Origin of the sequence: Kosmotoga sp. DU53 (genome assembly GCF_001639905.1) — a bacterium.
Taxonomy (GTDB): domain Bacteria; phylum Thermotogota; class Thermotogae; order Petrotogales; family Kosmotogaceae; genus Kosmotoga; species Kosmotoga olearia.
Map to the genome: position 1 here is coordinate 21,577 of NZ_JGCK01000001.1, position 20,043 is coordinate 41,619.

Here is a 20,043-nt window from a genome sequence, read left to right on the forward strand (position 1 = left end):
GCGATTTTGAACTATGAAGGGGTATTTGACGTTTTGCCGGTAGGGTCAATTCCGCCAAATCCAACGGTTATTCTTTCTTCGAAGAAACTAACAGAAATATTCGAAGAATTGAAAAAGCGCTACGATACAATTGTTATTGATATGCCGCCCGCTATGGTTACTTCAGATGTTTCTATGGTTGGCAATAAGTTTGATGGGGTTCTGCTCGTGGTGAAACCCGGGACCACTCCAAGGGATGGTCTGAGAATCGCTGTTCAGAATCTTCGCACTGTCAATATCAATGTGCTCGGGCTCCTGGTAAACGGTGTTGATGAAAAGACATCTTCTTATTACTATTACTACTACCATTATTACTATACTCAGGATGGAACAAAAAAGAAAATCAGACGAAAAAAATCCAGGAGGACCGGTGAATGACCCCGGCAATCAAAGGAATTGTTTATAGTTTGATTGCTGGAATGGCTACCTCGATAGGTGCAATTCCCTTTCTTTTCTGGAAGAAGGGGGTGGATAGGCGTTCTCTCGATATGTTGCTTGGACTTGCCGCCGGCATAATGCTGGCCGCGACAGCTTTCAGCCTTGTTGTTCCTTCGATACAGATCGGAGGACCGTTTCGCTTTGTTGTTGGATTTATTCTTGGAGCAATCTTCGTCGATTTAATGGATAAATTCTCACCGCACGAACACTTCATTAAAGGTTACGAAGGCCCAATGACAAAATCAAAACTCTCCAAGATCTGGTTGTTTGTCATTGCAATAACGCTGCACAACTTTCCAGAAGGCATGGCGGTTGGTGTTGGAGGCTTTACGAAGGACGCATTCGCTATCGCAATGGCGATAGGTATTCAAAATATTCCTGAAGGAGCCGCAGTTGCCGGCAGCCTCATCGGCGCCGGGTACAGTGTCAGGCGCTCTTTCTGGGTGACCTTTCTAACCGGTGCCGTCGAAATTATCGGTGGCGCTCTTGGTGCATTCCTTATAACGATATCTCAACCTCTGTTGCCGTATGCTATGGCTTTTGCCGGTGGAGCGATGCTGTATGTGATCGGAGATGAGATAATCCCGGAAACCCACAGTGGGGGATATCAAAGGATCTCAACATATTCTCTTCTCATCGGGTTTATCATAATGACTCTTCTGGATAATTTGCTCGGTTGATTTTGTAGATGTCAGAGGTGATTTTTGTGGAAAATAAAGCTTACAACAGCACTTTCAAAGCTCAACTTTTTATCTATTATATGATGAGTGTGGTGATACCACTTTTCGTTGTTAAGAACTTCACCCACGAACCTTCAACAGGCAAACATCTTCTTTATGTAATAGGTTTCACGATTATTATTCTGTCCGCGCTTTTTAGCAATAAAAAAATCACAATTAAATACTCTTACGTTCATCTGGCTGCTCTGGGATTTGGTATCACAGCTATTCTATCCCTTATCTCTGTCAGTGCTGAGAACCCCCAGTACTTCCGCTACTCTCTCGATGTTGCTTTGTTCGCACTCTTTGTCGTTCTAACATCTTTCTACATCTCAAAAGAATTCGATACAAGATTAAAAATAGAATTTGCCATGTTTTTCTTCATCATCGGTGCTTTTGTTGTTGCGATTGACGCGCTCCTTAACTATTATGCTGGTTTCGATCTCTTTCTCGGAAAGGTGGGGGCCCCATTCCAGAGAGCTTCGGCACGTTCAACTATAGGAAATCCGAATTTTGTTTCCGATTATATGGGGCTTACCATTCCAATGATCATCTACTTCCTTGTAAATCCATACCCGCTGAAAAAAGTTGTGAAATCTCGTATGGGGATAATCCTATTGAAGAGTTCCATGCTGCTCTTCCTCGCTCCTATGATCGCTGCGGTATTCGTTGCCGAAACGCGAACGGTCATGACGGGAATATTGTTGGGAAACCTGTTGTTCATCATTGTTTATCTGCTTTTATCAAGGAAATTCCAGCATGAAGAAGATCCAGCGCTTGTAAAACTATCACGAATTTTCATTGTTGCGGCGCTGGTTCTTGCAATAGTTCTCTCAATTCTATACCTCACTCCTTCTCCTCTAACCGGTAAGGGTAAGTTGAATATAACCCGGAGACTCGAATACGTATTAACTTCTTCCAAATCGTGGAAAGAGAGATTTTCCGCGTGGTTGAATTCCATCTACCAGTGGATAGATCCTTCGCATCCTTCAAGGATCATTTTTGGAACGGGAATTGGGACGTTCCAGCTTTATCATCTTCTCTATTCACCTTACGTTATTCAGGAACGTCCAGATTATACAGTTGTATGGAATAACTTCAAGAGAACCCACAACGATTATGTTCAAGCTCTCAGCGAAACAGGGATTCTCGGTTTTTCCATGGTAGTGCTCTTTTTGATCTTCATGGTGTCACGTTACTTCCGAACTATGTTAAGGCTAAAAAACAAAACGGATATTCTCATGTACGGAGCATTTGGCGCGGCGATATTCTCATTAGCCATGCATACGATGTTTGAATTTCCACTCCATATGCAGCCCAACCTGATGGCCGGGGTTTTCATAATGTCCATTACTATGGGAACATACTTCAATGATGACCTAAAAGAACTGCAGATCTCAAGAACTGCTCTGGCGATACCCTTTGTAATACTCAGTGGAACCATTATTTTCTTAAAGACCACTGCTTATCTCGGTGAAGGCTTTTTCCGCAAAGGGCAGGTCGCCCAGCAATATTATTATGCATACGCAAGAGAGGCTATCAAGAGAAACCCGGTTGCTATAAAGAACAAACTGAAAGATCTGGAAAATTACCGCGGTGAATTTGCTTACCTTAAGAATGTCGGAAATTACTATGCTGCCAGAGAAAAAGAGCTCAGAAGTAAATTCGGCGGACTCTCTCAGGTAGAGTTCTTGAAAGCAATAGAATCAGAAAGAAAAAAGGAATTTGACGCCATCAGAGCGAATCTAATGCGGGAACTTCAGACAGCAGAAGCTCTTCAAAGTAAAACGCGTGCATACTACAACAGGGCAGTCGATTACTTCGAACGTTCTTACAGGATTTACCCGGTTTTCGGAAAACCTCTATGGTATCTTGCTGCCTTTGGTATCAAACCCGAAAGGGTTTATTCCCTTTCCTCTGATAAAGAGAAAGTGATTCAAACATTGATGGGAGAGGATCCATACGCTGCCCTCATAGTAGATGAGTTCAAAGGAGATCTCAGGGTTATACCGTTACCCGAAAGAAATATCCGTACCGTTCCTTTCAAAGAATTTGTGAAAGCACACAAAGAAAAACTCACAGAGCTTTCAGACAAGCTATATCTTTCTTTCCTTGCGCAGATCCAGGCGGTTCTCGACTCGATAGATTACTATGAGTCATCGATGATATTCTTCAGTGAGCGTCAGACCCCAAAAATCGTTGGAGGCCTTTATAAAAAGGTTTACGAAGAGCTAAAAAGATATGGTTCTTTCCTTTTGGTGCGCGAGAAATTATATTCTGATACCATCGATTTGGCTGATCTTTTAATGCAAATAGAGAGGTTCGAAAATTATGCAAAGACACAGATGTACTACTGGTACGATCTGGCCGTAACGCTTCTCCCCGGTACGTGGAACCGCTACAGTGACTGGGAAGGAATTTACGGCGAGTACATGACGGCGGTAGTATCAGTAGGCGGAGATACAACGGCTGTTTCCAATAGAATTCTTGAAATAGCCAAAAAACATGCCTTTGCATGCGAAGGAATGTGGGAAGGAGGATATTATGGTATTCCGGATGATACTCTTGGAATCGCTTTGAAGTACGCCGGGAACCTAAAGGAAAAGCATCAGAAAGAGTACGAAAGGTTCATGAGAGAACTATCAGAAATCTATCATGGCGTTTACGTGAAGACAAAAGAAGGACTCTCTAAATTCCGTTCTGAGGAGTTGAAAAAGAGAGCTGAAAAGTTCATAGAACTTTACGAAAAAATCAGCACTAATTAGGTAAATTCTGATAAAATCAGGAATACAGGCGTATAAACCATGATATAATTAAAATAACCAAAAGACGGAGGTGTACTATGAAGCCTAAGTTTTATGTTACCACACCGATTTATTACATAAATTCTGAACCCCATATAGGTTCTGCATATACCACAATCGTTGCCGATATTGTGGCGCGATACAAGCGGCTGATCGGATACGATGTGTTTTTTCTAACCGGAACCGATGAGCATGGTCAAAAGGTTCTACAAGCTGCGAAAGAAGAAAACCTTGATCCGCAAACCTACAGCGATCAACTCGCTGAAAAATTTAAGGTTCTCTGGAAAGAGCTGCAGATTACCAACGATTATTTCGTCAGGACCACAGATGAACGCCACATGAAAACCGTCCAGCTCTTTGTGAAAAAGATGCTTGAGAATGGCGATGTTTACAAAGGGAAGTACGAAGGATGGTACTGTGTGCCCTGTGAAACATTCTGGACGGAAGAGGATATCGGAGAAGAAAGAGTTTGCCCATCCTGCGGCAGAGAGGTCAAATGGGTAAGCGAGGAAAATTACTTCTTCAGGCTTTCAAAATATAACGACGCTTTGCTCAAACACTTTCAGGAGCACCCGGAATTTGTACAACCTGATTTTCGAAGAAACGAAATGTTGAGAATACTCGAAAATGGTCTCAGGGATCTGAGCATTACCCGCACCTCTTTCAAGTGGGGAGTTCCAATGCCGAACGACCCTGAACATGTTATATACGTTTGGGTTGATGCTTTGATAAATTACATAAGCGCTATTGGATATATAGATGACCCCGAGACATTCCATAGATATTGGCCAGCTGATGTACATATCATTGGAAAAGAAATAAATCGCTTTCATTCGCTAATATGGCCTGCAATGCTGATGTCTGTCGGGCTTCCTTTGCCAAAACAGATCTATGCGCACGGCTGGTTGACGGTAAATGGCCAGAAGATATCCAAATCCCTTGGTAACGCCATAGACCCAAGGGAATTCGTAAAAGCCTATGGAAACGATGCCGTTCGATACTATCTTTTAAGGGACATACAGTTTGGCAGAGACGGAGATTTTTCGGAGGAAAATCTGGTACACAGAATAAATGCTGACCTGGCCAATGACCTTGGGAACCTTCTGCACAGAACGGTTGCCATGATCGAGAAATTCAACAACGGCATTGTTCCTAAAAAGGGCGTTGTTGAAGACGTAGACAACCAGCTTTACGGGCTGGCAGAGGAGGTTATAGCGGAATACATAGATCACATGGATAATCTCAGATTCACCCCTGCACTGGATGCAATCTGGAGGTTCGCCAGATTTGGAAATAAGTATATCGATCTTACAGAACCATGGAAACTGGGGAAAGACCCAGAGAAGGCTGAAAGACTGAACACGGTTCTTTACAATCTTGTAGATACACTTCGAATAGTTTCGCTGATGATTGAGCCTGTTATGCCAAATACCGCAAAGGCAATCAGAGAGAGGATAGGACAGGCAGCGGAACTAGACTTTACGCACTTGAAATTGGGATTAACAAAGAACGGAGTAAGCGTTAAGCACGGTGAACCTTTGTTCCCGAGAATAGATGTTAAAAAGCACAGGTGGGTGAGTAAAATGCTGGAAGAGAAAAAAGCAGAAGCATCTGTGGAAGGAAAAGAAGATAACCTTATAGAGATAAGTGATTTTGCTAAGGTGGAACTTCGTGTCGGCGAAATCCATGGAAGCTGAAAAGGTGGAGAAGTCACGAAAATTAATAAAACTCAAAATAAATCTTGGCGAGCTTGGCGAGCGCCAGATTGTTGCCGGAATCGCCCAGCATTATAATCCTGAAGAGCTAATTGGGCTCAAGATTGTGGTTGTAACCAACTTGAAACCTGCAAAGCTTATGGGCATCGAATCTCAGGGCATGCTCTTGGCAGCAAAAATCGAAGACTCTTTAACAGTATTGACCGTTCACAGGGATATAAAACCAGGCGCAAAAGTTTCTTGAGAGAGGAGGCACTACTTTGCCCGAGGAAATAATATCGAGATCAATAAACGATGAAATGATAACTTCTTATATGCTCTATTCCATGAGCGTAATTGTCGGGCGTGCTATTCCCGATGTAAGAGACGGTTTGAAACCGGTTCAAAGAAAGATCCTTTTTGGTATGCTGGAGCTCGGTCTCCGTCACAATCAATCTTACAAGAAAAGCGCGAGAATCGTCGGTGAAGTAATGGGTAAATTCCATCCTCATGGTGACATGGCGATCTACGATGCCCTTGTGAGGATGGCCCAACCATTCTCTATGCGTTATCCCTTAATTCAAGGGCAGGGAAATTTCGGTTCTATAGACCGTGACCCACCTGCAGCGATGCGTTATACCGAAGCCCGTATGCAACGATTGGCCGAAGAATTGCTCGCAGACATTGATAAGAATACAGTGAAGATGATTCCAAACTTCGATGGTTCTCTTATAGAGCCAGAGGTTCTTCCGGCTAAAGCTCCCAACCTGTTGATGAACGGAGCTTCAGGCATCGCTGTTGGAATGATGACCAATATTCCACCCCACAATCTCTCCGAACTTGTTGGAGCTCTAACTGCGCTTATAGACAATCCGGATGCCACCATCGAAGAGTTGATGCAGTATGTGAAAGGCCCTGACTTTCCTACCGGCGGTATTATCATGGGCCGTGACGGCATCAAAAAGATGTATGAAACCGGTCGCGGTAGAATGGTAGTTCGTGGGGTCGCGGAGATTGAAGAAGCAAAAGGAGGCACCCGTATTGTAATAAGCGAGATACCTTACGGCGTTTCAAAGGCTGACTTGATCCAGCAGATAGCGAACGTTGCCCAGAATGTACGGGATATCCAGGTAAGAAATGTCAGGGATGAGTCAGACAAACGAGGGCTTCGAGTGGTTGTCGAGTTGAAACGCGGCGCCGATCCTAACGTTGTTTTGAACCTTCTTTATAAACACACACAGCTTCAAACAACCTTTGGCGCACACATGCTGGTGATAGATGAGAAAAAGCGCCCGAAATTGATGAACCTCAAGGAGATATTCCAGGCCTTCATCAAACATCGTTATGAGGTTGTAAAGAGGCGCACAGAGTATGAACTTGAACAAGCTTCTAAGAAGGCCCATATTCTCGAAGGTCTGACGAAAGCTTCAAGAGCCATCGATACAGTCGTTGATATCATCAGAAATTCAAAGAACATCCAGGAAGCTTCCGTAAATTTGCAGGAGACACTTGAGATAACTCCGGAGCAGAGCCAGGCAATACTCGAGATGAGACTCGGAAAACTAACCGCTCTGGAGATCGATAAACTCGTTAATGAATATGCTGAGCTGGTAGAAAAAATAAAAGAGTACAGAGAGATTCTCTCCGACGAATAAAAACATATACCAGATCATCAAAAAAGAGCTTCAGGAACTTGAGGCCCAGTACGGCGATGCTCGCAGAACAAAAATAAGCATAGATGGGAACACCGATTTTAACGTCGAAGATGTTATCCCGGATGATGAAGTGGTTGTCACCGTCACCAAAAAAGGTTATATAAAAGCGACACCGCTTGAGGACTACCGCAAGCAGGGTAGAGGCGGAAAAGGTATAAGGGGTGTCAAAACCACCGATGCTGACTTCGTCACAAACGTGGTAAGTACGACCCGTCTCAGTAAAACCGTTGTTATCACATCCAAGGGTAAAGCTTACTTTATAAACAACTATGAGCTCGAATGTACTTCACGCAGTTCCAGAGGCAAACTCCTGGCCAATTACGTGAAAATCGAACCCGACGAAACCGTGCAAGCGGTTCTATCCGTAAAACGCGAAGAAGTCGCAAACAAGCATCTAATAATTACGACCAGAAAGGGCAAAATAAAGCGTACCCCCTTTGAAGCCTTTATCAACTCGCGAACATCCGGTATAAAGGCTATAACACTCAACGAAGGTGATAGTGTCGTTGATGCTGGCATCAGCACTTCGGAAGAAGAAACCATAATTATCTCCACACGCAAAGGAATGGTTATAAGGTTCCCGATTTCGCAGATCAGACCCATGGGACGTACAGCAGCCGGTGTCAAAGCGATGGCCCTTCGTGGTGATGATGAGGTCGTCTCCGCTACGATAGTACTCCCGGATGATGAACGCTATCTTTTCACAGCTACAGAAAGAGGCGTAGGAAAACGAACGCCTCTCAGTGAATACAGACCTCAGCACCGTGCTGGCATGGGTGTGAAAAATATCTACGGTCTCGAAAGAACAGGATATGTTGTGGGTTCTCTTGTGGTAACCAATGAAGACGAAATCATAGTTATAACCAAAAACGGTATGTCCATAAGAATCCCGGCTGCTGATATAAGACCGACGGGAAGAGTAACAAAGGGAGTTAAGGTTGTGGAGCTTCGTGATGATGATACGGTGGCGAGTCTCGCCGTTGTTGTTGATCAGGCGGAAGTATAGTTCAGGAGGTGGGTTATCCGTGAACCTGACAGAACGCCAGAGGGAAATCCTGGAATACATAGAAAAGTTCATAAAACTCAATGGTTATCCGCCAAGCATCAGGGATATATGCAGAGATTTCAATATCTCATCTCCCCGAGGAGCTGCGAAGCACCTGGAAGCCCTGGAAAAGAAGGGCTATATTGAAAGAACGGGAGTTTCCCGGGGAATTCGTGTGATTCGTGATGCGTCTGGAGGTTCGGTAACCCTTGAAAACGATGTGGTCATGTTACCGGTAGTTGGGGTCATCGCAGCAGGCGAGGCTATTCGTGCTATCGAGAATCGCGATGAAAGCATTCCGGTTCCCATGTGGATGGTAAGACGTGGATTCGAATACTACGTTCTTAAGGTTACCGGAAACAGCATGATCGAATCCCATATACTCAACGGGGATTACGTTGTTATCAGGAAGCAGGAATGGGCAAACAATGGAGACATTGTCGTTGCTCTTATTGACGGTGAGAATGCTACTTTGAAACGCTTTGAACACGAAGGGCCGAAGGTTCGCCTTGTTCCTTCGAACCCCGAAATGCTTCCCATTGTTCTGGAAGCTGACAGGGTAAAAATCCAGGGGAAGCTGGTTGGACTATTGAGATGGTATAAATAGATTAGGATTTCGAGGTGATGATTGTGAAGGTGGCTATTGCTTCAGATCACGCGGGATTCGCTATGAAAAAAGAACTCATAGATTTTTTAAGCTCAGCAGGACATGACGTTATTGATTACGGTCCATCCTCTGAGGAATCGGTGGATTATCCTGACTACGCGGCGAAAGTTGCAGAAGCGATTTCAGAAGGGACAGCGGAACGCGGAATCCTTATCTGCGGAACAGGACTCGGCATGTCCATAGCCGCTAATCGTTATAAAGGGGTAAGGGCAGCGCTATGTCTTTATCCCGAAATGGCAAGAATGACAAGAAAACATAATGATGCGAACGTTCTCGTATTAAGTGGAAGATTAATCGGTGTTGAACTTGCCAGGAGAATCGTAGAGGTGTTCTTTGAAACCGGGTTCGAGGGTGGTCGCCACGAACGCAGAATAAGAAAGATCGATGATCTACCGGATCTACGGAGGCGGTCTGATTGAAGATTTTTTATGATCGTCGTCATCTCCTGCACATTCCAAAAAAAGAGATGGACAACGGAAAATGGGTAGAAAATGCCGATAAACCGGATCGTATCGAAGCGATAAGAGAAAGCCTTGAGAGACACTTTGGCTTTTCTTTCAACGAACCAAGAGACTACTATAGCTCTTATCTTTATCTCGTACACGATCATGATTACGTTCACTGGCTGAAGAAAAGGTCAGAAGGAGTCGAGCCAGGAGAGGAGTACTTTCCAGAGGTTTTTGGATACGATAAGGTTTTCGATACAGGAACACCAATAACAAGAAATTCGTTTTTTGCTGCATTGAATGCAGTTTCTGCAAGTTTGAATGCTGTGGATGAAATCCTTACGGGTGAGACAATCGTATATGCTCTCTGCCGCCCACCCGGTCACCATGCTTCCAGCTCCCAGGCGGGTGGGTACTGTTATTTCAACAATGCCGCAATAGCAGCAAGGTACTTCCAGAAATATACCCACGGTTACGTTGCCATACTGGATCTCGACTTTCATCATGGCAACGGAACACAGGAGATTTTCTACGCCGACAGCACGGTTCTTTACGTATCACTGCACGGCGATCCGGAAAAATTCTATCCATGGATAAGCGGTTATGACTGGGAGATAGGCGAAGAAGACGGTGTCGGATACAATTTCAACTTTCCTTTGCCTGGTGAAACGACAGGAACCGATTATTTGAGAACCCTTGAGAAGGCCCTGGCAGAAATAGAGAACTTTGACCCGGATCTTCTGATTGTTTCTCTGGGTTTTGATACACACAAGGAAGATCCAGTAGGCCATTTCTCTCTTGAAGACAAGGATTACTATTTAATAGGAAAAGCTTTGAAAGATCTCGACTTTTCGATCGTGCTGATTCAAGAAGGCGGATACAATCCTGACGCGAACATGCGAGCTTCAAGAAATTTCTTTGCGGGTTTGCTATAACAGGCAAAAATAGAAAAAAGGGGCTTGAAAGCCCCTTTTTTGTTGTCGATTGGCTCCGATCAAAAGACCGGTCCTATTCCGAAGAAGAAGGTTCCGGAATAATCCGTGCTTTCTCCGTACACCGAATTCCAGCCCCAACCCACTCTGAACAGCCCTATCATGGGTAGACTTATTTCAAGGCTTACACCGGCATCCCAAATAGACTTATTTCCAATCAGATCAGCGATGTTGGCACCTTCACGATAGTAAACAAGATCTCCAAAAAGAACAAAATCGAGAGGCATGCTTCCACGGATTTCAACGAGGGGAACTCTCAACTGCAGAGAAGCTGCTGTCACACCATAAACATCATTTCCCACCACCAAACCACCGTTTTTCACTCTAAGATAGGTACCGGGTGAAAGCAGATAAGTTTCAAAGACCTTGTTATATTCATTAAAGGGGAACAATTGATCTGTTCGCGCTCTAAAACCAAGGACCGGATTCCCCAATCCTTTGGCTATCGGTAAAGGTCCCAGATCGATGAACTTTTTGAATTCAAACATTACTCCTGCAAAAGGTTCATTGCCAAAGATTCCCCGGGCATACAGCCTTGCAGAGAATTCTGTCCCGTTTTTCGGTCTCAGAAGATCATCCCGGGTACTGTAACTGTAGGAAAGAGAGGTATAAAGACCGTAGAATGTGTTTGCCGTCTGACTGGTTGCAACTTCAGTTGAAGTAGCGGTTCTCAATTCCGTAGCGGTTTCTGTATAAATATTTATATACTCAAATCCCGCACTTGTTCTGATTTTTTCAGCTGCAGACAGGTTGTAAGTTGGAGCCAATGCTAAATCAATACGATATTCTCTTTCTTCCTTAATGGTTGCTTCAATTGTATCTGGTGCCGTTTCGGTGGCTTCTTCAGTGCTCTTTCCTGTGGAACGAAGCTTCATGCTCAAACCAACATCCCAATTCGAGGCGAAAATTTTTGGAACGATATATGAAAATGATAAGTCGTACGTTGGTGAACTGGTTTCAGTAATAGTCGCCCCGGTGGTTTCATCTGTGCTTATCGTTGTTTTGCTTCCACCAACGGGAAAGTTCACGTTCGCCTTCAGAGAAATATCCTGACCGTACCCAAAGGGGTTCAGGAACCCGACGTCCAGGTTAAGCATGAGGCCATCCTGCCAACCTCCGCCACCCATTATCTTTCCGTTTTTATCCTTTTCATCAAGAACAATTTTGACGTCGAGCGTCTCATCATCTGAAGGAATTGGATTTATAACAACAGAGTCGAAATATCCCGTGGAATTGAGGAATGCATATGTGTTCTGGTAATCTTTTAAGCTCAGTACCTCACCTTTTTTGAGCACGATCTTGTCCTTGATCAGGTAATCTCTGGTCTTGTGCTCACCCACGTATTCGACATTTATATTTCCTACCTTCAACTCTGTTATCTCAAAAGTCAGGGATCCAAGATTCTCATCAATTCTCACCTGTTGTTTTGTAAAGGGATAGCCCTCTTTTGAATAAACTTCCTGGATTGCCTGAAGCGCTTTTGCTATTTTCTCAGAATCTATTACCTCTTCTTCCTTGATGCCCACAGCATTTAAAAGTGTGAGGCTTGAAACGTGCTCATTTCCGGTGAAAAAGATCGTTTTGACTTCCATCGGTCTGGCAATGTACGAAGCGGGCTTGAATGAAAGAGTGATGATTTTTGCCTGGCCTTCTACGCCTTCAGGTAGCTCCACCTCTCTTGCGGTTTTTAAGGCATTGCTGTATGCGAAAGCCAGCGCCCGATAGACCTTTTCTAATCCCCAGGACCCTTCGGGATTAACATAGTAAGTACTGAAAATCGAACGCACAGCGGAAGCTATATCGCTTGCTTTAGGAACATAAGAACTCTCCTTCATAAACAGTCTAATTATCCCGGGAGCTTCGTAATAACTCTTGAAAGTTTTAAGCTTCGCGGTGTTCTTGAGTTCTTCGAGTGCCCTTTCAGATAAAGGTGCTTCGATTTCTACATCCCAGAGATAATAAGGCTTGATCTTGAAAATAATCTTTATATGGTCTTCAACATTCCCGCGCATAATATCTTTCTTATCCGGTTCCGTATCCCATTCGATATCAAAAAACGCTTCAGGGTATCCAAGAGATTTCAGAGTTTCGGTTAGGCCCTCAACGGATCTCGGAATCTCGTAAATAATACGTGTTGGATTTAAAGGTTTTCCATCTTCTATCGTCACTCCTGAAGCCAGCAACGTGTCTTTGTCTGCAATTTTTGGACCAACGAAGGTTATCTCAACATCAGCACCGGGAAATTCCTCGACGGTTATGCTAAGAAGGCCAGAGGCCTCATCAAAAGAATAATCCACGTTTTTGAAATAACCGGAATCGGTAAGAGACCCCAGGGAAGCTTCGAGCGTTTCGCGGTCAATCTCCGTTCTCAGTTTTATTCCCAACAGTTCTCTTATCTCGGAATCCTTGAGAATGGTGTTCCCTGTAATCTCGATTTTCTTGACCACAACTCCAGACATCACAATGACTGAAAAGATCAAAAAACCCAATAAAAGAACCGAAACTTTCCTCATCTTCTTAACCTCCCAATGAATTTTCCATCATATTTAAAAGTTCCATTATTTTTTTCATCTTCATAGGATTGGAGTAGAAATCATCACCGAGAATTTTTTTTAGCTCTTCAGTGGTGAGACTGTATCCATTTTTCCCCTTTACCCGTACTATTTGCCAATTAACACCGGCCTCCATCGTTATCGCTGAAAAGATCGCGGACGCTAAATCTCCCACAGGCTGACAGTCTATATTTGACAGATTGAATGTTGCGCTCACCTTTGTGCCCACACCCGGTTTGGATTGAATAGAAAAACTTCCTCCGGTAGATTCCGAAGCAAACTTGAGCATAGGAAGACCCAAACCGAATTTCACTTTCTTTTTCTTTTCAGTATAGAAAGGATCGAGAATTTCTTTTAACTTTTCCTCTGGAATTCCCTTTCCATTGTCTTCAACCACAAAGGAAAAGCGCTCCCCGGATATTTCTTCTATCGACAACTTAATCTGTGAAGCACCCGCATCAACCGCGTTTTGGCAGATATCCAGTATATGATCTGCTATGGTTCTCAAACCCAATTTATTCTCACCCTCGCTTCATAATCTATCAATAAGCTTTTCTTGAAGGCCTCAAACGTTCGACGCTCACATTCTACGACCATGGAAGGCTTCAACATGTTCAAAGAATGGGCGTCCGAGGAATGTAAACAATTTATTGCTACATTCGAAGGGAACTCATAAAGGGTCTTTTTAAAAGCAACTTCTACCAGAACCGGATTCGCCACAGGTGGAATGAATCCAAGTTGATACAAAATACCCATTCTTCTCTCAGCGTGCGCAAAAGCAAAGATGCCCTTCCTTTTAAGTATTTCCTGAATAGCTTCATGGATCTTCACATTCGCCGGTTGGCCAAGCCATTTTTCTTCCATTCCAATGAATTCATCATTCTCATTTACAAAAAGCTGATACCCAAATTTTTCTGGATCAATGGATATGTCAGGAATCTTATCATACAACCAGCTGGAATAATCTTCAGCGGTTTCAGCATCCGGAAAATATGCAAGAAGATGAACGTCTTCGGCGGTATGAACCTCTATACCGGGTATCACCTTGATCCCTTGAAGAGTAAGGGCCTTCATAAAGGTCCGAACATTACCGGCGGAATTATGATCAGTTACGGCTATCCAATCTATGCCCTTCTCCGTTAAAACCTCAGCAACCGCCCTGGGTGTCATGGTGATATCCGCACAGGGCGAAAGGCACGTATGTACGTGAAAATCACAGGAAAATTTCTTAAGCCCCAAACCTATCACCTCAGACCTGCTTCAAAAAGTTTCATGCAGGTCTTAAAAGAGTTTTCGCTGGAGGACAGGAGCGCTATAGCGTTTTCTTTTGCTTTCTCTCTGGTTTCATCTTCGTATGTCAACCCGTTACACAATACGATGGCTTTGACCCCCACGATGGAAGCTACAGCTACGATATTCATGTGAGACTGAACCGTTAACCAGATAGAATCACCTGGCGCGTTCCCCATAACATCACTTAGAAGATCACCTACATAACCATTGGAGATTTCCACATCAAGGTTTTCGGCTTCAATCACTTTAAGATTGCATTTATCAATAATCTCCCTCAAAAGCAAAGAAGACCCCTCCCCTCTAAATCAAACCGGTAATAGCGATTATTTTTTGTTCATGTAAAATATCATTTCTACAACGACACCTTTTCCCACTTCTGACATGACCACCATCTTATCAGAATAGCGCTTCATATTTGGGAGTCCCATTCCAGCTCCAAATCCTAATTCCCTGACATGATCAGAGGCGGTGGAATATCCTTCCTTCATGGCCATTTCAATATTTTCAATACCTTTGCCGTGATCTTCAACTCGCACCCTGACGGCATCATCGTCTATCCAGCAGTAGATGAAGCCGTCGCTTCCACTGTGAATGACCACATTGACCTCAGCCTCATAGGTGGCAATCGATACCTTGCGCACAAGATTCTCATCTTTTATCTTTTCCATTAAGAAGCGTTTCAATCTTGCAGCTCCCATTCCTGCAAGGTCCACGTCGGTGTAATTTATCGCAAAGAAGAAATCCGCTTTCTTTTTTTCGACGTAATCGCCTGTAATTAACGAGCGTTCAAACCATTTATTAGTATTTTCTAATACTCTGCTTCTACGCTCGTCATGAACGTATATGATCCTGAATCGTTCAAGGATCGCGCTGATTATATCCTTTTTGGTTACTAAACCCACGAGTTTCCCGGATTCATCGACAACGGGAAAACGCCCATAACGATACCTGTCGAATTTTTGCAGTATCGATTCAAGTTCTTCATCTGGTTTGAGAACGATCACGTCTTTTGTCATGTGCTCCCCTATTTTGTCCCTGATGTGATCCTTCTCAAGGGCAACAATGATATCCTCAATACTCACGATTCCCAGGAGCTTATTGTCGCGATTTACAATAGGGATGCCGGAGATTTTTCGGAGCTTCATCAATTCTTTGGCTTGCCAGAGGGTTCTTTCTGGAGTCATTGTGATTATGTTCTTGGTCATTATTTCGCCAGCTTTGATATGCGAAAAAAACTTTCTGAGTTTTTCAATTAGTTTATCAACGCCTTCGTCGCTCAAAACCCATTCACTTCCTCTAACGCATCTTTGAGGTTGAGGTCATAGAGTTTTCCACATGCCTTGTACATTGAAATCCGTGCATGCAATAGAGGGATTTCCAGATCCTTTGCAAGATTGACGGTGGATTCTGGCACCTCCCTTTTTCTAACAATCAGCACGCCGGCTGCACCCACAACCGAGGCAGTCCTAACACACTGTGGAGAGTTGAGGCCGGTTACCAGTAGCATATTAGGGGTACCGAAGGCAAGCACATCACTCATTAGATCAGCAGCTCCTATGTACTCGATCTGCCGTTTATCTAAATCCCCGGTATCGTTCAGAATTTCGCAGCCCAAAAACTTGCAAATTTCCTCAAGAGTCATAAGCATCCCTCCGTTTTCAAAAGATCGCCGGTATACGCAAAATTAAGGAAGGCTTCATAGGTAACCGGACATTTACTTTTGAATATCTTTGCAACTGCGAGAGCATATTGCTGCATTTCATACTGAGCATGGGAATCCGCTCTCAGATTCAAAAAATTCATCATGCTCCTCGCGTTTATTGTCCAGTAACACTCGGTGTACATCGATGTTGGCAACACGATTCTGGCGAGTTCCCGTGCCACACCCATTTCCAAAAGCCTTTTGTAAGCCTGATAAGTTTTTTCGATGGTTTTTTCAATAAGTCTTATCCCCTCTGAATTCAGATCGTCATCATCGACAAACACTGACCCCTGCCGATTGACTTTATCGGGTGTTCTGATCCTTTCGGGGATGTACCACTCATCGCTGAATTCAGTGTATCTTCCGCTACGCTCATTTATCGAAGCAATTCGATGCCTCACCAGCTGGCGCATCACAAAGATGGGCAGTTTTATGTGAAACTTAAAGATGATATGTTCAAAAGGAGAGTGGTGTCCGTGCTCCATGAGATAAAAAATCAGTTTTTTATCACGTTCGGGGGTTGTTAATCCTTTCCCATAACTGACTCTCGCAGCCTGAACAGCAGAAAAGTCATCCCCCATTACCTCTACAAGTCTGACAAAACCCTTTTCAAGAACCTTTATCTCCATGGAATCCTCCTCTACTTCCGTAAGGCTTCTTCTTCCTGTTTTTTTCTTTCTCTTTATTATATATATATTCTACCAAAATTAACCCAAGTACAACCGCAGCAATCAGCGGGAGCACCTGATAGAAAATGATCCGCAGTACCAGTCGCTTACGAAGTACGTTCAGAGCCTCCGCTACCTCCGGGTCATAATCTTCCATACCACTCATTTCGAAATAGTATCTGGCCAGGGTGTCGTGCTCTTCCAGATCTGAATTCATGTAAAGGAATCCAAGATGTACCAGAGCATCACGATTCTTCCCGTTAAATTTAATAGCACGCTTGAAATAATATATCGCCGAATCCGTGTTGCCTTCATTTTCCGCAATCTTGCCGAGGACCTCGAACCCTTTAGAAGCCATCTTCGAAGGTAGAGAAGATAGGTTGGTATCCTTCAAAAGGATTTCTGCCGTTCCCTGCGATCCTGTTTCAAATTCGGCCATCGCCGCATAGAATTTTGTTTCATCGCCTGGATCTGTGAGTTTCCTGTAATCCTCCAGGAGTTCCTCGTACAACCCAAGATAGTATTCACCTTTTATCAGAGCCTGTAATATGGCAGAGAATTCATCGCTTTCATCAATCATCCCTAAAACAATATCCCTGTATCTCAAGAATTCTGACTTATCTCCGAAGACACTCGAAGAATGAAAGAGAAAGATTGCCTCGTACGGCAAATAAGCTTCAGGATATTTTTTTTGAAGTGTTTCCGCTATTCTCAACATAGCCTTGCCTGCGTTCGGGTCGCGGGTTTCTGTCCAGTCGATTTTGTAGAGCCTTAAAGCAATTGCTGCTGCAACAGAGCTTTCGGCGGATTCTTCAAACAATGCCAGTGCACCCACGGTGGAAGTGGAGATCGCCGTTTCCAAAACGTCCAACCCTATAATGATCTCTTCTGGTAGTTCTTCCCTTTTTAGTTCTTTTAAGGAATCATAAAACCTGTCTTTGTCTATCCATGCGAGATTCTCCATATATCTCACACCATAAGCTATACAGCTGAAAACCTTCGAAATCTCCGAGTCGTCTTGAGCGAAAAATATCTTTTGAGCGTAATCTTTCGAAAGGAGTAATATTATTCCCTCATTTACATCCATCGCGAAAATGTAGACAAAGGACATCAGTAAAACTAGAGTAAGTACGATCTTATACTTCATATGAAACACCCTTCCAATATTCTCCAGGTTCTATCCAGAGCCCGATTTTTTTGGTCTCCAGCGAATCATCTACAACAACATAGGCTCTAGGCTTTTCTTCGAGAGTTACAAATATCCCCTTTCCCGAGGCTTTATTGGTTAATGTGAGTTTAAAGATACCCATATCTCTCGTCTCAAAATCTTTCAGTGCCTCAATTTTCGGTGTTAACGACGGCTTGATGGCAAGCCTGGCCTTCTCCAGATGAAGCTCCCGCGGCCTGTCCCAATCATAGATCCTGTAGGTTAAATCAGATGCCTGCTGTATTTCCAGCAAGCGGGTGTTCGGTCCAAGCGCATGAACCATACCTGCCGGGAGTTTTATCAGTTCACCTTTGTGAACGTCGAGAATGTTCAGATCCTCCGCTTTTATCTCTGAAATATCTTTTTTATTTACAATCTCCGGATCAGAAAAACCGGCTGCTATCGTCCCGTCACTTATAAAATACCAGGCTTCCGTCTTTCCCCATGGCTCCTTTTCTAGCTTCCTTGCCAGGACATCATCCGGGTGAACCTGAACAGAAAGCCAGTCTTTAGCTGATATGAGTTTTATCAAAAGCGGAAATCTCGGGAGAGGCTTATCACAAAAATCAGATACCAAATCCATAGGAAACACTGTCTTACAACTATCCTTCAAAGGCGTTCTCTTGTCAAGAAAATCACACAACAACCACACCTCACCGATGGGAAGCTCCGAATTCACACCATACAGCTTGTTGAGTTCAGGATCCCCCCACGGGCGTTCAGAAAACAGGGGTTCAGAAAGGTATATCATCTCAAAAGCCCCTTTCTTTAAGAAACTTTTTTAACTCCTCAATAGCTCTCTCGGCCTTTTTCAGGTTCCTTTCTCTCTTCCCCTTCGCTTTAACGGGGGAAAGGAGACCATAATTTGCGTACACGGGAGAAAGGGGAACCCTCCCGGAGACCGTTATGTGGTTTATCAAGGCTCCAAGCATGGTCTTTTCCGGCAGGTAAAAGGTTGAACCGGTTTTCACTAACTCCATGACGTTCAATGCGACAAATCTCCCGCTTGTGATGGCCTCGACATAACCTTCCAATCCTGTTATTTGACCACAGAAAAACAGGTTTGGATAACCCTTGCTTCTTAGATCTCTATTCAGAATCTTCGGGGAATTCAGATAGGTATTTCGGTGCATAACACCATACCGAACAAATTCAGCATGCTCTAAAGCAGGAATTATCCGAAATACCCGTTTTTGCTCTCCCCATTTAAGACGGGTTTGAAACCCGACAAGGTTGTAAAGGGTTCCCTCTTTATTTTCTTTTCTTAGCTGAACCACCGCGTAGGGTTCACTACCCGTTTTCGGATCTATCAATCCTACAGGTTTCATTGGACCATAGCGTAGGGCATCGATCCCTGTTTTTGCGATCTCCTCAACCGGTTGACAGCGATCAAATAGAAGCTTGTCGGAAAAATTCTCTATCGGGGCAACCTGGGCATTCACAAGTTCATTCCAGAATCTCTCGTAGGTTTCCTTATCAAGGGGACAGTTCAGATAATCCCCGCTTCCCTTCCCGTAACGATCGCCGACAAAACAGCGTCTATAATCAATAGAATCCGCTGCTACTATTGGTGACAGAGCATCGAAAAAGAAAAGGTCCTCTCCAAACAAACCCGAAAGCCATTTCTCAAAAGCTGGCGAAGAAAGAGGACCGGTAGCGATAATCCAGAGCGTTCCCTCATCGTTGAGATCAATTTCTTTGACTTCTTCTCTCACCACATGAATATATGGGGAGCTTTCAATCCTTTCGGTAACCTCCCTAGAGAAGGTTTTTCTATCAACCGCGAAAGCTTTTCCGGCAGGAACGCGGTGTCTTTCCGCTATCTCCAGAAGAATTGAACCCAGCATCCTGGCTTCCTCTTTCAACAATCCTGAAGCGTTGGTTAATTCCACGGATTTAAGAGAGTTACTGCACACCAGTTCAGCAAAATCCCCCGTCTGGTGAACATCGGTTTTTACCTTTGGTCTCATCTCGTATAAAGTTACTTCTATTCCCTTTTCAGCTAGGCTCAGGGCCGCTTCAGACCCGGCCAGCCCACCACCGACTATATTTATCTTCACCT

The 20,043-nt window shown here is 43.9% G+C and carries 18 protein-coding genes and 1 pseudogene; 9 read left to right on the forward strand and 10 right to left on the reverse strand.

The features are described 5' to 3' along the window. Positions 1 to 6: 6 nt before the first annotated feature. The 9 genes and pseudogenes from DU53_RS12600 to DU53_RS00115 all read left to right on the forward strand — a co-directional run bounded on the left by DU53_RS12600 (position 7) and on the right by DU53_RS00115 (position 10,502). A complete protein-coding gene (locus DU53_RS12600) occupies positions 7 to 417 on the forward strand; it encodes a hypothetical protein (RefSeq protein ID WP_235599622.1) in 411 nt (136 codons plus the stop codon). Then, positions 414 to 1,157, forward strand: a complete 744-nt coding sequence (locus DU53_RS00085) for a ZIP family metal transporter (RefSeq protein ID WP_012744532.1) — start codon at positions 414 to 416, stop codon at positions 1,155 to 1,157. Before DU53_RS12600 ends, DU53_RS00085 begins: the two co-directional genes overlap by 4 nt. Positions 1,158 to 1,183: 26 nt before the next feature. Beyond that, positions 1,184 to 3,961, forward strand: coding sequence for an O-antigen ligase family protein (locus tag DU53_RS00090; RefSeq protein ID WP_153020781.1), 2,778 nt, complete (start codon positions 1,184 to 1,186; stop codon positions 3,959 to 3,961). 77 nt (positions 3,962 to 4,038) lie between these two features. Next, positions 4,039 to 5,697: a methionine--tRNA ligase gene (gene metG, locus DU53_RS00095; protein WP_235599623.1), complete on the forward strand. Its 1,659-nt coding sequence runs from the start codon at positions 4,039 to 4,041 to the stop codon at positions 5,695 to 5,697. Then, a complete protein-coding gene (locus tag DU53_RS12605) occupies positions 5,672 to 5,959 on the forward strand; it encodes a hypothetical protein (protein WP_235599624.1) in 288 nt (95 codons plus the stop codon). Before metG ends, DU53_RS12605 begins: the two co-directional genes overlap by 26 nt. A 16-nt stretch (positions 5,960 to 5,975) precedes the next feature. Then, positions 5,976 to 8,415: pseudogene (gyrA, locus tag DU53_RS13280) on the forward strand (DNA gyrase subunit A). Between the two features lie 19 nt (positions 8,416 to 8,434). Continuing rightward, positions 8,435 to 9,061, forward strand: a complete 627-nt coding sequence (gene lexA, locus DU53_RS00105) for a transcriptional repressor LexA (protein WP_012744536.1) — start codon at positions 8,435 to 8,437, stop codon at positions 9,059 to 9,061. Between the two features lie 23 nt (positions 9,062 to 9,084). Further along, positions 9,085 to 9,540 carry a ribose 5-phosphate isomerase B gene (gene rpiB / locus DU53_RS00110; RefSeq protein ID WP_063726844.1) on the forward strand — a complete coding sequence of 152 codons (456 nt, stop codon included), beginning with the start codon at positions 9,085 to 9,087 and terminating at the stop codon, positions 9,538 to 9,540. Then, complete coding sequence (locus DU53_RS00115; RefSeq protein ID WP_012744538.1) at positions 9,537 to 10,502, forward strand: histone deacetylase family protein; 966 nt, start codon at positions 9,537 to 9,539, stop codon at positions 10,500 to 10,502. The genes rpiB and DU53_RS00115 overlap by 4 nt, the downstream gene beginning before the upstream one ends. Before the next feature lie 59 nt (positions 10,503 to 10,561). Here DU53_RS00115 and DU53_RS00120 read toward each other — a convergent pair whose 3' ends face one another. The 10 genes from DU53_RS00120 to trmFO are packed head-to-tail and all read right to left on the reverse strand — an operon-like array spanning position 10,562 to position 20,041. Next, on the reverse strand, positions 10,562 to 13,072 hold the full coding sequence (locus DU53_RS00120; RefSeq protein ID WP_063726846.1) for an outer membrane protein assembly factor: 2,511 nt from the start codon (positions 13,070 to 13,072) through the stop codon (positions 10,562 to 10,564). A gap of 4 nt (positions 13,073 to 13,076) precedes the next feature. After that, positions 13,077 to 13,625, reverse strand: coding sequence for an ATP-binding protein (locus DU53_RS00125; protein ID WP_063726848.1), 549 nt, complete (start codon positions 13,623 to 13,625; stop codon positions 13,077 to 13,079). Then, positions 13,616 to 14,359: a PHP domain-containing protein gene (locus tag DU53_RS00130; RefSeq protein WP_082853709.1), complete on the reverse strand. Its 744-nt coding sequence runs from the start codon at positions 14,357 to 14,359 to the stop codon at positions 13,616 to 13,618. The genes DU53_RS00125 and DU53_RS00130 overlap by 10 nt, the downstream gene beginning before the upstream one ends. Then, positions 14,356 to 14,688: a hypothetical protein gene (locus tag DU53_RS00135; protein WP_063726850.1), complete on the reverse strand. Its 333-nt coding sequence runs from the start codon at positions 14,686 to 14,688 to the stop codon at positions 14,356 to 14,358. The genes DU53_RS00130 and DU53_RS00135 overlap by 4 nt, the downstream gene beginning before the upstream one ends. 39 nt (positions 14,689 to 14,727) lie before the next feature. Next, entirely contained in the window at positions 14,728 to 15,684 is a 957-nt protein-coding gene (locus DU53_RS00140; protein ID WP_063726852.1) for a CBS domain-containing protein, read from the reverse strand. Further along, complete coding sequence (locus tag DU53_RS00145) at positions 15,681 to 16,046, reverse strand: hypothetical protein (RefSeq protein WP_012744544.1); 366 nt, start codon at positions 16,044 to 16,046, stop codon at positions 15,681 to 15,683. Before DU53_RS00145 ends, DU53_RS00140 begins: the two co-directional genes overlap by 4 nt. Beyond that, positions 16,043 to 16,735 carry an FAD-dependent thymidylate synthase gene (thyX, locus tag DU53_RS00150; RefSeq protein ID WP_063726853.1) on the reverse strand — a complete coding sequence of 231 codons (693 nt, stop codon included), beginning with the start codon at positions 16,733 to 16,735 and terminating at the stop codon, positions 16,043 to 16,045. Before thyX ends, DU53_RS00145 begins: the two co-directional genes overlap by 4 nt. Continuing rightward, positions 16,716 to 17,921: a hypothetical protein gene (locus tag DU53_RS00155; RefSeq protein ID WP_063726855.1), complete on the reverse strand. Its 1,206-nt coding sequence runs from the start codon at positions 17,919 to 17,921 to the stop codon at positions 16,716 to 16,718. Before DU53_RS00155 ends, thyX begins: the two co-directional genes overlap by 20 nt. Then, positions 17,911 to 18,732: a type I phosphomannose isomerase catalytic subunit gene (locus tag DU53_RS00160; protein WP_063726858.1), complete on the reverse strand. Its 822-nt coding sequence runs from the start codon at positions 18,730 to 18,732 to the stop codon at positions 17,911 to 17,913. The genes DU53_RS00155 and DU53_RS00160 overlap by 11 nt, the downstream gene beginning before the upstream one ends. Position 18,733: 1 nt before the next feature. Then, positions 18,734 to 20,041 carry a methylenetetrahydrofolate--tRNA-(uracil(54)-C(5))-methyltransferase (FADH(2)-oxidizing) TrmFO gene (gene trmFO / locus DU53_RS00165; protein ID WP_063726880.1) on the reverse strand — a complete coding sequence of 436 codons (1,308 nt, stop codon included), beginning with the start codon at positions 20,039 to 20,041 and terminating at the stop codon, positions 18,734 to 18,736. Between the last annotated feature and the right edge of the window lie 2 nt (positions 20,042 to 20,043).

Excerpts from the sequence above, each read along its gene's own strand:
- DU53_RS00085 (WP_012744532.1), top strand. The coding sequence starts at position 414 with ATGACCCCGGCAATCAAAGGAATTGTTTATAGTTTGATTGCTGGAATG.
- metG (WP_235599623.1), top strand. The coding sequence starts at position 4,039 with ATGAAGCCTAAGTTTTATGTTACCACACCGATTTATTACATAAATTCT.
- DU53_RS00120 (WP_063726846.1), bottom strand. The coding sequence starts at position 13,072 with ATGAGGAAAGTTTCGGTTCTTTTATTGGGTTTTTTGATCTTTTCAGTC.
- DU53_RS00145 (WP_012744544.1), bottom strand. The coding sequence starts at position 16,046 with ATGACTCTTGAGGAAATTTGCAAGTTTTTGGGCTGCGAAATTCTGAAC.
- thyX (WP_063726853.1), bottom strand. The coding sequence starts at position 16,735 with ATGGAGATAAAGGTTCTTGAAAAGGGTTTTGTCAGACTTGTAGAGGTA.
- DU53_RS00155 (WP_063726855.1), bottom strand. The coding sequence starts at position 17,921 with ATGAAGTATAAGATCGTACTTACTCTAGTTTTACTGATGTCCTTTGTC.
- DU53_RS00160 (WP_063726858.1), bottom strand. The coding sequence starts at position 18,732 with ATGATATACCTTTCTGAACCCCTGTTTTCTGAACGCCCGTGGGGGGAT.